Genomic DNA, 14892 nt, shown 5'->3' on the forward strand with positions numbered 1-14892 from the left:
GCGAGCGCCGACAACACCAAACTTCCAGCGCTCGCATACAAAAGCGGACAATCCACAGAAATCAGATGCGGCTCCCTACGTAGTTCGAAGCAAAACCCGGCGGAAAACGAAATTACAAACAAAGTTTAGAAGCAAAGCCGCGACGGAAAACGTAACGCAAAATAACGTAACGAAACAAAATTCGAAACGTTCCGAACGTCGGCGCGAATGAAGATTCAAAACAAAACCCGCTACCAAAACGAAGAAACAAAAATGAAAACGCCGTTAATACAAATACGAACCTCATCAAACCCGTTGCGCGGCGCGCATACTTCGCGCTCTTTTTGTTTTGCGTTGCACCGCGCTCGCCCGTGACAACACCATACCGCTCTTCTCGTGCGAGATCCCGTGGCTGCGGCTGGGCGGCCACTTGGCACAAACGTCCATCTCGCTTCCTCTTACATTTCCTGCGTGAGCGGGCCGCAGGGCGCGAAGCGTCCTCGAAGAGGACGAGCGGGAATCCGCGAGCCCGGAGTCACGCGACTCGGAGCCGCCGGAATATTCCAAAAAATGAATGTATTTTGGCCGACCACCGGCGGCTCCGAGACACGCCACAATCCCCCTACCTAAACCCGACGAACCGAACCCGGTTGTTCCGTTTACCGAACCTATAATTCAGCTCAGATCTTTACTTCGATAATTCATAATAGGTCCTCCGGTTCGATACGTTTTAATTTTCTAAAGTATCGAAAGAATTCGTTTTCGATGGTTTCTCTTCGGGACGTCTTTACGTTTCCGACGATTATCAATCTGTCCTCCGCTCTGGAAAGAGCCACATACAAGATCCTTCTTTCTTCTTCGACGGTTTCTTCTGGCGAATCGCTTCTTGCGTTCCATCCGTCCGCTAAATCCACAAAGACCGTATGGAATTCCAGTCCTTTGCTGGAGTGTATCGTCATCAGATATTCTGATGGTATTCCTATTCGTGAATATTCGGATATTCTAAAATTTGATCTACATAATATTTTTACGTTACCTCCGGAGGATCGAATGGATCGTACGAAATAAGGGATTAATTCCGCCGATTCCTCGATTAGGATTCGACCTGTCAGTGCGTTTCCTTTCCGCTCGGGGAATACGGTTTTTTCGATCCTGGCCCGATTTTTCCGGATCGGAATGTCCGCTAACGTGACGATCTCCGGTAGAGAACGATAGTTTATGTTTAAAAAATGAACCTTACAAGGTTTGAATATTTCCTTAAAACGCAAAAAGGGAACGGGCGTGGCGCCTCTGAATCCGTAGATCGCTTGACTATCGTCGCCGACTACCGAAATCGACGCACTCTCCGACAACAACTTCAGGAATTCCAACTGCTCCAAATCCGTATCTTGAAATTCGTCCACCAGAACTTTTTGTACGCTTCTTTTCGCTTCGGACGTCCAGTCTTCTCCGTTTCTCAAACCCTCGAGGAACATCGATACCAAATCCCCGAAATCCAGGAATCCTTCGGTACGTTTATAATTTTGATAAGCGAAGTCTAATTCCGCTTTGAGTTCGGGCATGAATTTTTCCACGTTATGCGCGTTTTCCGACCAGAATAATTCGTAAGGAATCCCACCGACTTCGAACTTACGAAGTTTCAGATATTCCCGATAAAATCGGTTTTTGTCCTCGGAAGAATGTATCTTCGGCTTTCGTTTTGCAAACATCGGATGCCACTTACCCAACGCGTAAAGACAATACGCGTGAAACGTCTGCACCCGAATCGTTTCTTTTCCCGTAACACGTTTGATCCGTTCCGAAATTTCTCCCGCAGCTTTTCTGGAAAACGTCAGGACCAACAACGATTCTTCCGGAAATAAATTTTCCCTGAGAATTCTCTCCAGAATTCCCACCATAGTACTCGTCTTTCCGGAACCCGCAGCCGCGACTACCTGGACGAATTTGGAATCCTCCTCGATAATCGTTCTTTGTGCCGAGCTGTATCGAACCTTTTTTTCCATGGTTTCCTCCGCAGTCACGGTTCCCGTTCCCGTAGAGAACGGATTTATCGAAGGATCACCCGGCTCGTTTTTTTTCTTCGGCGGCGAAAATAGGATCACCTCGAGAAAAATGCTGTACTTTCTCTAAATCAAAGGAAAATCTTGGAAGCGATTAGGATTACCATTACGATCAGCGGCCGAGTCCATTCGACTCCGGTTTCGAAATTTTTACGGTAGGAGGGATAATTAGAAAATGACGATTTCGGATCAGATCCAAATTCTACCGAGAAAAAGAACACGGTTCCGCGCTTCGGTGGGGGCGGTTCATCATCATACCAATCCGGAACAATCCAGGATTCTTCTTCAAGATATTCTTCTTTTGATTTCCGGTAAACCGATCATCTCTTCCCAACTCTTTTATCTATCGAACAAGTTTAGGTCGATGGATCTTCGACCGGGAGACGAGGTGGAATTCGACGCGAGAATCAAGCCGGATCGAAAGGGAATCTCTTCGGCTTCGGTCCGTTTGAACTATCCCACGAAAATTTATCGTTATGTCCCGGGTAAGGAAAGGCTTCTTTTCTGACTTACGAGTTTGACTTGTCCATCGATTCTTAAATCCTATCCTAAATAGATTTTAACCTTTTATCGTCCGTTTCGAACGCGGGCAAGCGAGGCACTTTGGAAACCGTTAAGTTTTTTTTAGACTTCTTTTTGAATTTAGAAACCCATTTGGATACGATCATACAGACGTATCAAAGCGGTACGTATATCATTCTTTTTCTGATCATTTTCGCGGAGACGGGACTCGTTGTGACTCCGTTTTTACCCGGAGATTCCCTTTTATTCGCCGTGGGTGCGTTCATCGCGCGGGGCTCTCTCGATCTTACGAGCACGCTGCTTTTATTGATCGTCGCGGCGATTCTCGGAGATACGGTCAATTATTCGATCGGGAATTTCACCGGAGAAAAGATATTAGAAAAAGAGAAAATTCCTCTGATTAAAAAGGAACACCTGCAAAAGGCACATCGTTTCTACGAGATTTACGGCGGAAAAACGATCATTATCGCCAGGTTTATCCCGATCATCCGTACGTTCGCGCCTTTCGTCGCAGGAATCGGCACGATGACTTATGTTAAATTTATTGCATATAATATCATAGGTGGAATACTCTGGATTTCCATCTTTATTCTGGGCGGTTACTATTTCGGCAATTTGGAATTCGTAAAACGGAATTTCAAGATCGTGATCTTCGCGATCATCGTAATTTCCGTTTTGCCGGCGGTGATCGAATATTTTAAGGAAAGAAAAAAGAACCGGATCTAAAATGCGATCGATCCGGTTTTTCGGAGGAACGCGTTATGGATCTCAAGGAAAGTTTTATCTCCCAATTTGCCGCCGGTTTTATCCGCCCTCGGTTCGAAATCTGGTTTTCGGTGGTTCTCATTCCGGAAAATCGCCAAGCGTTTTGGGTGCGTTATACGACCTTGGATCCAAATCCGAGTCGAGGTTTGATTGCGAGCGGGGCGTTGTGGGCTTCCCTGTTCGACGTTAAAAATCCGAAAAACCACCGAGTTGCAGCGCAGGCCTTTCCGCGGGATCAAATCAACACGACCGAAGACGAGGTTTTTTTTCCAGGAGCTTCGGTCGGTCCGCATCACATGCGTGGAAAAATTTCCGTTTCCCCCAAAGAGACACTGTCTTGGGATTTGAATTTTAATCACGTTCTGGAACCGGCTCGTCATCTTCCGAGTTGGTTGGAACGAACCCCGATTCCTAAAACGAGGAGCGTAGTTTCGTCCCCGTTCACGGACGTTTCGGGGACGATTCAGCTGAACAAAAACGAGTTTCCGTTCCAAAGCGGGAAAGGACATTTCAATCATATTTGGGGGACCAATCGGGTCGCGGAATTGTTCTGGACTTTCGTTCCGCGTTTCGACGACGATCCGGAAGGTTGGTCGCTCGAAATCGTTACGGTGCGACCTCAGTCGTTCGCTCCGACACTCACCTTCGTTACTCTTTTGAAACAGGGTATGCCGATCCATCAACATTCGATTCTCCGCTCCTTAAGAAGTATTACAAAAGTAGAATATCCTAAACTATATTTCAGAACCCGTCTCGACGATTTTGAAATTTCCGCAGAGGCGGAACTGGACCCGGAACAGATCGCGTCCTATATTTACAGAGATCCGGACGGAAGTCCGCGTTATATCGAACAAAGCGATATCGGAAAAGTTACCTGCGTTCTTCGTAAAAAAGGATTCGAGAGGCGGTTACAGACTGAAAACGGAGGCGCCGTGGAATTTCACGGAATGAAACCTTGGAGAAAAGAACTTACGTATTTGGATCCGTATTCGAATCGATAAAGAGAGCCGCGGTCGAATTCTAAAGTTCCGGTTCTCAGGAAAGGGTTCTTTCGAAAGTCCAATTTCGAATTCGGAATCCTTACGATTTCAAATAGCACCTTTGCGCAATAGTTCTATGTTTTTTGCGAACCGATTCCTTTCTCCCGGTAAATCGGATTTGCCTGTCAATTCGATTCCCAGTACGAGACAGTTCTTTTCGTCTTTGGTAAACCAACGTATCAATCCGTGGACCGTAAACGGGGCCTGCATGCGGAAAAAGATATCAAAGACGAAAGAGTCCTGTTTCGGAAGAGTTTCAGCGAGATGAGCGTTGTTTATTTTTATCTTCACACCTCCCTGGGAAACCTCGAGGATCTGAAACTTTTCGTTCGTTTTGACCGTATTCGATTCCTTGATTCTTTCGACCATATCCTGCGCCAGGGCCTGAAGTTCGTGCGCATAGGTTTCGGTTAACGTCCGATCTTTGCTCTGTATCAAAATATATCCGATGGGAATCCGCTCCTCCGAATGGTTGACGTAGACGATCGGAACGATCAATTCCGAGACGATTTTTTGATCCTTGAACTTGCGGATGTAAAAGTTTATGTCGTCGTCCACTTGTTTTTCGAATTCGAGTCTGTCTCCGCCCCCGATTCGGTATGAATTCGGATCCTGGGTGTTCTCCAATAGAAGAAATTTTCGGCTTTTTTTTACGACTTCGAATTCCCTGTCCATACCGGATTTGAAGGTGGAGATATCCACTACGTCGGAACTCCTTTGTTTTAAGCGGTTCTTATAATCTTCGAAATTGACTTTAACGAGTGTAGGAACGTTGAACATGTTCGCTTCGATGATCGTTTTCGAAGATATTATATTTGTTGCATGTATCATTCCTTCTTTTACGGGAAAACGCATATGATTGCGGTTTTTTTTTGCGATCGCGAGTTTTTCCACCTTTAGGGAGAAAATCGACGTTTCGATTTTTTGTAGGAGGACACACTCCAATTGGATGTATTTGGCGAGAATTTTATAGAGGATAAACGAATTGCCCTGCGATTCCAGAGATTCCGCGGCGTCGAGCAACTGAATCACGATTTTTTCCCCGCCTTCGAGTATCTTTTTGATCACGGCCCTTCGATCAAAAGGATCGATTTTAAACGTCAATTCCTTATCAAAAAGATATTTCGAGATGACGTGATTTTTCTGTTCGATGGATGTGATGACATCCATCTCTCTTTCGAATTTCTGCAAATATTCCATCTTTCTATTTCGAGTGAAAATTAAGCTGAAAATCCGGTACAAGACCAATTTGGTAAATGAGAAAATGGAATTTTAAATTATAAAATGATAATTCTTTTTATAATTTTAGAAACGTCGGTTCCGTTGTCTTGGTCAGGATCAAGTTCTTCCCAGGATTTCGTTTCCCACCTGATTCTTTGAAGATCGCCTTTTGTTTGCATCAAAAAAGACTAAAATTTGCCATTGAAGTGCTATGTCGGAATGTATTTTAAAGCCCGGCAGGAATCGACTCAAAGACGTATTGGGTTGGAATCATGGAAACGAAAATGTTCTTTTTTTTTCCGCGGAATTTTCTCGGGAATTTTTGCTGAAAAAATATGCCCGTATCTCAACGTGACATGTCTAAGGTCCGAAGAAATACGTATGATCTCTATTCTAAACAGGAAACGGAAAGACTTTTAAACATATGTCGGTCTGTAATTTGAAAAGACGGATTTGCTCCATTCCTAGAGTTCTTCTACTTTTCTATTGCATATTTTCTTTTTTTCCTACGTATTCCAGCTCCGCACTTTCTCCTCAGTCCGAAGCCTCGGCAACCGCTTCCGAATCTCAAGAAACGGAAGCGGAAAAAACGGGAGAATTACAAAGAGAAGATTTTTTTTCCGATTTCGACCAGTTCGAATTCGGCTTTCGTTTGGAAAGCGCCTCGTATCGTTTTTATTCCGAGAAAGTTCTTTCTCAAACCTATCCTAAAATCGAAAACCCTCCGCCGGAATCCTGATCCGCCTTTCTCAATTCTATTTTGAAAGTTCGGGGATTTTTTCCCCCTAAGGAGTCATCATGTTTTCACTTTCCTTTTTAAGTCGCGATTTTTGGCGCGACGCAAGACACGACCTTTCCGCAAGTTTGGTCGTTTTTTTGATCGCGATTCCGCTTTGTATCGGGATCGCATCCAATTCGGGAGCACCGATCATTTCCGGTCTGATCGGAGGAATCGTAGGGGGAATCGTCGTTTCCCTTCTTAGTAAATCGCCTCTTTCAGTAAGCGGCCCCACTCCGGGGCTTACCGTGATAGTATTCAGTTCCATCGGAGCATTAGGAAATTTGAATGCTTTTTTTCTCGCAGTTTGTATCGCGGGAGTGTTCCAGATTCTTCTCGGTTTCGTTCGGGCGGGGATTCTTGCGAACTTTTTTCCTTCTTCCGTGATCAAAGGGCTCCTCGCCGCGATCGGGATCGTCTTGATACTCAAGCAGATTCCGCACGCCATCGGTTACGATAAGGACCCGGAAGGGGATTTTAGTTTTTTCCAGATCGACAGCGAAAACACGTTCTCGGAAATCATAAACGCCATTTACCGTTTTAGTCCGGGAGCGGTCGTTTTATTTTTCCTTTCACTCGCGATCATCGTTATTTGGGAACGTTTTCAAATTCATAAAAAAATCCTAATACACGGATCGTTGGTTGCGATCGTTTTGGCGGTTATCGTCAACGAATCCTTCGAATATTGGATGCCTTTCCTTTCGGTCGGCGGCGAACATTTGATTCAACCGATCCGTCTGGCGAGCGTGACCGATCTTTTTACGGATCAATATTTTCCGGATTTTTCGTATTGGAAAAATCAGACGTTGTATCTGGTCGCGCTTAAAATATGCGTCGTAGTGACCTTGGAGAGTTTGATCACTCTGGATGCGATAGAAAAAATAGATCCGGAAAGAAGAGCCGTTTCCAAAAACAGGGAGTTGATCGCTCAAGGTGCAGGTAATATAGTTTCCGGATTTTTGGGCGGTCTGCCGGTCACTTCCGTGATTATGCGCAGCTCGGCGAATCTTCAGGCCGGAGCTAAAACGAAGTTGTCCGCATTTCTGCACGGAGTGTTCATACTCCTGGCTTTAATCCTAATTCCCGGTTTGATTTCAAAAATTCCACTGTCTTCCCTCGCCGCAGTGCTTTTGGTCGTCGGTTATAAATTAACGGATTATAAAATTCTAAAGTCCCAATTCAAAAAAGGCGCCGATCAATTCCTTCCCTTTGTCGCTACGATTTTAGGAATAGTTTTCACCGATATTCTGATCGGAATCGGGGTCGGTTGTGTGGTGGCCGTTTTTTTTATCGTTCGAAGGAATATCCTCAACCCTTTCGAGTTGAATCGCAAAGATAAGAATTACGGAGTGGAAATTCGAATCGATCTTTCCGAAGACGTCTCCTTCCTGAATAAATCGAGTATTCTCTATAAACTAGAACGTGTTCCGGATAACGCACATCTGATCATCGACGGTTCCAAATCAAAGTATATCGATCCCGATATACTCGAAGTGATCGAGGATTTCAAAATCTCTGCGGCTGCCAGAAACGTTAAATTGGAGATTCTGGACGTTGCGTCTCCGTACGAAAAGATTCAGAACAAACCGCTCGATCGCACCGCTCAACAGGAATACGGAAAACTTTTCGAGAACAACAGAATTTGGGTCGAAGAAAAACTCGCGAACGATCCTGACTATTTCAAAAAACTTTCCCTCGGTCAGGCGCCGCAATATCTTTTGATTTCCTGCTCCGACAGCAGAATTTCCGTCAACGAGATGACCGGAACAAGCGCAGGAGAACTTTTCGTCCACAGGAACATCGCCAATTTAGTGATCGATACCGACATGAATCTGATGTCCGTTCTTCAGTATTCGGTGGAAGTGTTAAAGGTAAAACACATCGTCGTTTGCGGACATTACGGTTGCGGAGGGGTTAAGGCGGCTATCGACGGGAAATATCACGGTTTGATCGATGCTTGGTTGAGACATATCAAGCAGGTTTATCGTATGAATCGCAAAACTCTTTCCGGCATTTTGGACGAAGAGGAGAAACACAAACGTCTCGTGGAATTGAACGTTAGGGAGCAGGTTTATAATCTTTGTATGACTACGATCGTTCAGAACTCGTGGAGACAAGGGCAGGAACTGCAACTTCACGGTTGGGTCTACGATATCGCGGAAGGGCGGATTTTGGACCTGAACATCGATATAAATAAAGAATTTCAGGACTACGACATATTTCGTTATAAATTCGAGCAGAATTAAACGAATTCCATTTTTTGAATATTCTTCCCGGGAGCGGATTTTATCCGCTCCCGATTTTTCGTAATCCGCTTCTTTGTTCGAAACCTTTTACTGGCGGGGCGACGAAGTTCGATTCGATTCTTTTTTGAAAATCGGAATCAAAATCGCCGTCGGTCAGCCGTTGACTTTTTACGTTGACAAGTTTTCGTGCGGCTTAAGCTGGAGGCAATGAAGGAACACGTTTTTAAAGTCGGAGTCGTTTTGGCTCTTTTGTCCGTGTTCTTTTTAGTTTTGGATTGTGGTCCTCTTTGTGAGTTGGATCGAAGCGAAAACTTAACTTCGCCTTGTCATCAGGATCCGAACGACACTTCTCCGGAGGACCGTAACTGCGATTGGGACTCGGGATCCTTGAATTTTGCGGAGTATGATTCGAATCATTCCAAGTTTCAAATCGTTTTTCTTGCCGTCGATTTTAGGTTCGGAACTTCGGCCCGTTTTTTTCCGATTTTTGCGATCTTAGAATCCGCTTCTTTCCGATTTTCAATTAGTACTTCCGAATATATTAATATTTTTTCCTCGGTTTATCTCCTGATTTAGTGCACCGTTTTTTGGTTCTTCGAGTTTCGAAAATCGGGTGATCGCCGCTTCGAGGCGGGTTCAATGTCGGTTTACGGAACCCTTTTCGTCATTTCGGGAGGTGAAATTCAATGACATATCGGTACGGTTCAGGTCGTTTTCGAGATTCTAAACTTCGGCCATTCAGATTCGAATTAAATATTAATTTGCTAATGCGAAATGTTGCGGCGAAATGTATCCTATTGTTCCTTTTTTCGTCCGCTTCGTCGCGTGCGGAGTCGGTGCGGGAATTGAATCTACGCTCCATTTTGGAGCTCGCGGAGAAAAATTCCCCTTTGTTGCTTTCGTTGAATGCAGACTTGGAATCGCTTTTTTATCAACGGAAACAACAAGGCAAAACTCAGAATCCTTCGATCACGCTCGACTACGGTCAGAGAAAGGCCGCGAACGAGATCGGTTCCGAATACGCGCTTCAATTCGAACAACCGATTTATTTTCCAGGCAGGAAAGAACTGCGTCAACTTTTGATCGATAAGGATTCCGTAATTAAGGAAATTCAACTGAAAGAGGCGAGCAACTCGATTCGTCTTAACGCAGTAAAGTTCGCGTATCGTTATCTCGTGTCCTCCGGAAAAAGGAATCACGTTAAAGAACGTTTGCGGAGGTTGTCCATCATCGAGAGTTATATCCGAGCGAGACCTTTCGTCACTCCACAATCTAGGGCCGATCTTTTTATCATTCAGAGAAGGATTCTTGCGCTTAAAAAACATTTCAACGATCTAGAATTGGACGCGAATAAACAATTCGAAGGAGCCAATTTTTATCTGATGCTCGATGTCGCGCCGGAGTTGAAAATTCCCCTGTTTACGGATGGTGTTAAATTCGATTTCGAAGAATTACAGAAAAAGGCGATTCAACATAACGTATCTCTGATGACCGCGAGAGGCGAGATAGAGAGGGCCAAAACCGAATTGAATCTCGCCAATCTAGAAAAGTATCCCGACTATTCGATCGTCAGTCAAGTAGGTGAGGACAGATCGGGGGTAGCAAACCGTTTTTACGATTTCGGTGTGAAGTTCAGACTTCCGGTTTGGGATCAGTATCAGAATAAGGTTTCCGCCGCGGAGATGAATTTAAAATCTAAACAAGAGGTTCTGAAACACCAGGAAAATCTCGTGCGAACCTCATTCAAACAAGCGTATTTGGATTACGAACAATCGAAGATAAATCTTAAACTTTTCAACCTTTCCAAGTTAGACGAAATCGAAAAGGATCTGGCTTACGCGGACTTGGAATTCAAAAAAGGCAGAATTCTCATGATGAGTTATCTGGAATTGGAGAACCAGCTTCACGAAACGCATCATGCTATTTTGGACGCGCAGGCATCCCATGTGGATTCGCTTCTGAATTTGCTCTATATATCGAACGAAAAAGAAATCATAGGAACCTTTCAACATGCTTTCCAGACTTTTGAATATCAGCTTAAATAATCCCGTCCTATCGATAGGAATCGTTTTTTTTCTGTTCATCTACTCTTTCTTTACCTTGAAGGAAGTTCCCATCGACGCGGTGCCGGATATTACGAACGTTCAAGTCATCGTCACGGTCGATACCGGTTCGCTCGATCCGGAGCAGGTGGAAAAAGTGATCACCTTTCCGCTCGAAACGGAATTGATGGGTATGCCGGATTTGATCGACGTTCGTTCCGTATCTAAATTCGGACTTTCTAATATATCACTGATATTCCGCGAGAATACCGACATCTACCAAGCCAGGAGCGCGGTCTTGGAAAGACTGTCGAGTGCAAAAGAAAAACTCCCCAAAGGAATTTCTCCGACGATCGTTCCCAATACCACGGGTCTCGGCGAGATTTTCTTTTATACCGTTGAGGCGAAACCGGGCTCTAGTCTGGCCTCCAAACCGGAAGAAGATAGGCTTCTGTATCTCAGAACGATTCAGGATTATACGGTCCGTCCTCAACTGAAGTCGCTCGTTCCCGGAATCGTTGAAGTGGATTCCAACGGAGGATATGAAAAGGAAATTCACATCGATCTTGACCCTCATAAGATGAAGACTTGGGGAATCACGATCGACCGTTTAGTGGGCGAGTTGTCCACCATCGGAGAAAGTTTCGGCGGCGGTTTTATCGAAAACGAAGGTAAGGTCTCCATCGTCCGCGCTTACGGTTTAAAGAAAAGTTTAGATTCACTTTCTAACGTCGCCGTAAGAAGGACGTTCACTGGATCACCGATCCGTGTTTCGGACATCGCGGAAGTTAAGGAACACGGCAAACAACGATTAGGTGGTGCTAGTTCGGAAGGAAAGGAGATAGTCCTAGGAACCGCAATGATGTTACGGGGAGAAAACAGCGACCAAGTAAATCGTGATCTTAACCGCGCGGTGTCACAGTTAAACCTTCCCGAAGACGTTCAAGTCCGGGTATTATTAGAACGATCGTTCTTGATACATTCGACCGTAAGGACGGTTTTAACAAACCTTTCCGAGGGTGCTGTTCTCGTAATCCTGACTTTGTTTTTTATACTCTACAATCTACGAGCTTCGATCATCGTCGCGGCCATTATTCCTGGGTCGATGTTGTTGACCGCGATCTGCATGAGGTATTTCGGAATTTCGGCGAATTTGATGAGCTTAGGAGCGATCGATTTCGGTTTGCTCGTGGACGCTTCCATCGTAATCACCGAAAACGTTCTGACTCGATTCGAAAGCGGAAAAATGTTCAACGACGAGGAAAAGATCCGGACGATTTTAGACGCGTCCCTTGAAGTCCTCAAACCGGTTTCTTTCGGTATCGTAGTAATCATGCTCGTTTATCTTCCGATTTTGACCCTGGACGAAATTCCGGGAAGGATGTTTCGACCCATGGCAGAAACCGTTTTGCTCGCTTTGGGGTTCAGTCTTTTGCTGGCGGTTTTTTTTCTTCCTCCGTTGCTTTATTTTTTTCTTTCACCAAACACACGTAAGATGGATCATCCCGCTAAAAAAAGCGCGATCGTTTCCTTTTACGGAAAACATCTTCCGCGGCTTCTCGATAAACCGAAACCGATCATCATAGGTTCTTTGGCTTTTTTCGCGTTAACCGTTTTCGTCTATTCTAAAATGGGTACCGTTTTTCTTCCTAAGCTGATGGAAGGGGATATTATGCTCGTAATCGTTAGGGAAGGAGACATCAGCGTGGAAGAGAGTCTTCGAGAGCAGAAGGAAGTCGAAAAAGTTCTTATGGACTTCCCGGAAATTAAAAGCGTTTTTTCGAGGATCGGAACCAGCTCCGTCGCCAACGATCCGATGGGAACCTTCAACGCCGACACGTTCGTGATTCTCAAAAAGGACTCGTTGAATTCCCTGTTAGGGAAAAAAAATTGGGAAGATTTTTTGAATCGAATCCACACCAAAATACAGGATCGTTTTCCTAAATCGGAACTTACCCTGAGCCAACCTCTGGAAGCCAGATTCAATGAATTACTGGAAGGAAGCCGGGCCGACATAAGCGTCCGCATTTTAGGGAAGGATTTGAACGTACTTTTGGAACTTCAGGAGCGTCTTAAAGAGACTCTGCAAAAGATTCCTGGCGCTGCGGAGGTAGAGTTGGATCCTATTATGGCGCTTAGAAAGTCGAGCGTGATAGACGTCGTCCCTGATTCGGATTTATTAAAATATTATAATATTTCACTTCCCGCTTTCAACTCGGCCGTCGAGGCTTCGATGAGCGGTTTCGAACTGGGCGGTTACTATGAAGAAGAAGTCCGTTTTCCGATAAAAATCCGCCTTTCGGAAAAGTTCAGAAACAAAGAATCGGAAATTTCGAATATCGGAGTAGGCACCGACGACGGCGGTTTGATTCCGATCAAACTTCTCGCTTCGATCGAAAAAAAACAAAAAGTCATGACCATTTCCAGAAACCGGTCACGTAGATTCGTCGCCGTTTCCGTAAATTTACGAGGAAGGGATTTGGAAGGTTTTTATCATGAGGCTAAGGAAAAAGTCGCGGCGATGAATATCCCGAGCGGCTATTCGGTTTTCTGGGGTGGACAGATCGAAAATCTCGACAAGGCAAAGCGTAAGTTGGGTGTGATCGTTCCTTCGACTTTGTTGATGATTTTTATCGTTCTATATTTGGGTTTAAGATCCGTCAAACAGGCGTTACTCGTTTTCTTTTGCGTTCCTTTCGCGTTGACGGGAGGGATCTGGTTCTTATTCTTCCGCGGTATGGATCTTAGCGTATCGGCTTTTGTCGGTTGCATCGCGTTATCCGGCATTGCGGTTCTCAATGGACTCGTCAAATTGGATACGATTCACAGGATTCGCGAGGAACAAAATCTTCCCGTTCGAGAAGCCGTTTTATCGGGAGCTACGAGTAGAATCCGCCCGGTTATCATGACGGCTCTGGTCGCTTCGTTCGGATTTCTTCCGATGGCGTTCGGTTCGGGTCTGGGATCGGAAGTACAAAAACCTTTGGCGACCGTGGTGATCGGCGGGATCGTCTCTTCCACCTTGTTGACTTTGGTCATTCTTCCCGTTTTTTATGATTGGATGGAGGGCGGCTTGAAAGATGGTTAATTTTGAATATTCTATAAATTGAACGTATTTTAAATGAATGCAACCTCTCGTGTTATTCCTCGAGAGGTTGCAAGGGGATTTTACTGATTGCTCTTGGCGTTCGTGGCCATTTTCAGAAAATAGGCGTTCGTATCGTACCAAAGTTGTCCGAGATACAACGCGTTCGTCGCTTCGAGGTGATCGATTCCGGTAGTCAGAATAGGCGTGGAAGGGCCGCCTTTCCAAGTTCCCCATCGTTGTGAGGAATCCGGAACAACGCCGTCGTTCGCGATGCTCATTCCGTAGAACGGAGCACCGATCGCACAGATAGGATGGAGTAATCCCATCGCCGGATGTTGAATCAGATCCGGGATAGAAATCACCGAACCGTATGAGAAATATTTAACGCCGGATACGTTAGGCGAAGCAGCGTTTAACGCTTTGAGTCCGTCGGTGGTGAGCAGTTTCAACGCTGCGATGGCGTTTTGGTTGGAATCCCCGTAGACGAAACCGATGACCGTGTTTAAAACGGTGGATACGTAAGGCAAAGCCCAGCTCGGTATCACGGCTGCGACGATGTTGGCGATCGGACTTCCTTTGTGCGGAGTGTTCAACGTTGTGATCGAAGCCACTTTGCCGCTCATGGAAAGATTGGAAACCATGTAACGTGCGTCCAAACCGCCTTGCGAATGGCCGATGATATGGACCTTTCCGGTATAATTGTTGGCAGCCATTGCTGTAAGAATTGCCGACTTTAACTGCGAAGCTCTCGAGGAACTGGAATTAAGGGCAGTGACGGAAGGCGTTAAAACCGTCGCTCCTTGGTTTCGAAGATATGCGGCGTTTCCACCCCAATAGTCCACAACCGTGGAACCGTTTCCCCAACCGAATAGACCGTGCGCTAAAACGATCGGATAACTTCCGGAGAGCGGTTTGCTTGAAGAGCCGCCGCCCGAAGCGGATAATACGCTTGTTACTAAAAATACAAGCAATACGCCTGCTATTCTCATCACTTTTTTCATTTGTTTTTTAACCTCTTTCTCTCCCATAAGGAGAGCGGAACAAGAGGATCAGATTTGTCCGAAACGCTCAAGAATAAAATGTTAAACGAATTGAATTTTAGTTTAAAAATTAGTATAACGTACGTTCGTAATATAAAAATTAAAGTAGTA

The 14892-nt window shown here is 45.2% G+C and carries 10 protein-coding genes; 7 read left to right on the forward strand and 3 right to left on the reverse strand.

Features of this window, described 5'->3' with window-relative positions:
* Positions 1–680 precede the first annotated feature (680 nt).
* Positions 681–1982 (reverse strand): UvrD-helicase domain-containing protein, encoded by a 1302-nt coding sequence (locus EHQ17_RS03835; protein ID WP_135590857.1) that lies wholly within the window; start codon positions 1980–1982, stop codon positions 681–683.
* A gap of 232 nt (positions 1983–2214) precedes the next feature.
* On the opposite strand from EHQ17_RS03835, the gene EHQ17_RS03840 reads away from it, so the two are divergent.
* From EHQ17_RS03840 to EHQ17_RS03850, 3 genes are all read left to right on the forward strand, one after another.
* Entirely contained in the window at positions 2215–2547 is a 333-nt protein-coding gene (locus EHQ17_RS03840) for a hypothetical protein (protein WP_135590858.1), read from the forward strand.
* Between the two features lie 95 nt (positions 2548–2642).
* A complete protein-coding gene (locus EHQ17_RS03845; protein ID WP_135590859.1) occupies positions 2643–3287 on the forward strand; it encodes a DedA family protein in 645 nt (214 codons plus the stop codon).
* Between the two features lie 35 nt (positions 3288–3322).
* Positions 3323–4327: a hypothetical protein gene (locus tag EHQ17_RS03850; RefSeq protein WP_135590860.1), complete on the forward strand. Its 1005-nt coding sequence runs from the start codon at positions 3323–3325 to the stop codon at positions 4325–4327.
* Between the two features lie 87 nt (positions 4328–4414).
* On the opposite strand, the gene EHQ17_RS03855 is transcribed toward EHQ17_RS03850, so the two are convergent.
* The gene (locus tag EHQ17_RS03855; protein ID WP_135590861.1) at positions 4415–5566 is read right to left on the reverse strand and encodes a DUF1577 domain-containing protein; all 1152 of its coding nucleotides are present in this window, start codon (positions 5564–5566) and stop codon (positions 4415–4417) included.
* Positions 5567–6385: 819 nt separating this feature from the next.
* Between EHQ17_RS03855 and EHQ17_RS03865 the strand changes: the two genes are divergently transcribed.
* The 4 genes from EHQ17_RS03865 (at position 6386) to EHQ17_RS03880 (ending at position 13741) form a co-directional block, all read left to right on the forward strand.
* Entirely contained in the window at positions 6386–8611 is a 2226-nt protein-coding gene (locus tag EHQ17_RS03865; RefSeq protein ID WP_135590862.1) for a SulP family inorganic anion transporter, read from the forward strand.
* A 207-nt stretch (positions 8612–8818) separates the two neighbouring features.
* Complete coding sequence (locus EHQ17_RS03870) at positions 8819–9187, forward strand: hypothetical protein (protein WP_135590863.1); 369 nt, start codon at positions 8819–8821, stop codon at positions 9185–9187.
* 269 nt (positions 9188–9456) lie between these two features.
* Positions 9457–10656: a TolC family protein gene (locus tag EHQ17_RS03875; RefSeq protein ID WP_425460675.1), complete on the forward strand. Its 1200-nt coding sequence runs from the start codon at positions 9457–9459 to the stop codon at positions 10654–10656.
* Positions 10622–13741, forward strand: coding sequence for an efflux RND transporter permease subunit (locus EHQ17_RS03880; RefSeq protein ID WP_135590865.1), 3120 nt, complete (start codon positions 10622–10624; stop codon positions 13739–13741). The genes EHQ17_RS03875 and EHQ17_RS03880 overlap by 35 nt, the downstream gene beginning before the upstream one ends.
* 80 nt (positions 13742–13821) lie before the next feature.
* On the opposite strand, the gene EHQ17_RS03885 is transcribed toward EHQ17_RS03880, so the two are convergent.
* Positions 13822–14742, reverse strand: coding sequence for a lipase family alpha/beta hydrolase (locus EHQ17_RS03885; RefSeq protein WP_135590866.1), 921 nt, complete (start codon positions 14740–14742; stop codon positions 13822–13824).
* Positions 14743–14892 lie beyond the last annotated feature (150 nt).

It is taken from the genome of Leptospira gomenensis (genome assembly GCF_004770155.1).
GTDB lineage: Bacteria > Spirochaetota > Leptospiria > Leptospirales > Leptospiraceae > Leptospira > Leptospira gomenensis.

Excerpts from the sequence above, each read along its gene's own strand:
- EHQ17_RS03835 (WP_135590857.1), bottom strand. The coding sequence starts at position 1,982 with ATGGAAAAAAAGGTTCGATACAGCTCGGCACAAAGAACGATTATCGAG.
- EHQ17_RS03880 (WP_135590865.1), top strand. The coding sequence starts at position 10,622 with ATGCTTTCCAGACTTTTGAATATCAGCTTAAATAATCCCGTCCTATCG.
- EHQ17_RS03855 (WP_135590861.1), bottom strand. The coding sequence starts at position 5,566 with ATGGAATATTTGCAGAAATTCGAAAGAGAGATGGATGTCATCACATCC.
- EHQ17_RS03870 (WP_135590863.1), top strand. The coding sequence starts at position 8,819 with ATGAAGGAACACGTTTTTAAAGTCGGAGTCGTTTTGGCTCTTTTGTCC.
- EHQ17_RS03865 (WP_135590862.1), top strand. The coding sequence starts at position 6,386 with ATGTTTTCACTTTCCTTTTTAAGTCGCGATTTTTGGCGCGACGCAAGA.
- EHQ17_RS03840 (WP_135590858.1), top strand. The coding sequence starts at position 2,215 with ATGACGATTTCGGATCAGATCCAAATTCTACCGAGAAAAAGAACACGG.
- EHQ17_RS03885 (WP_135590866.1), bottom strand. The coding sequence starts at position 14,742 with ATGAAAAAAGTGATGAGAATAGCAGGCGTATTGCTTGTATTTTTAGTA.
- EHQ17_RS03850 (WP_135590860.1), top strand. The coding sequence starts at position 3,323 with ATGGATCTCAAGGAAAGTTTTATCTCCCAATTTGCCGCCGGTTTTATC.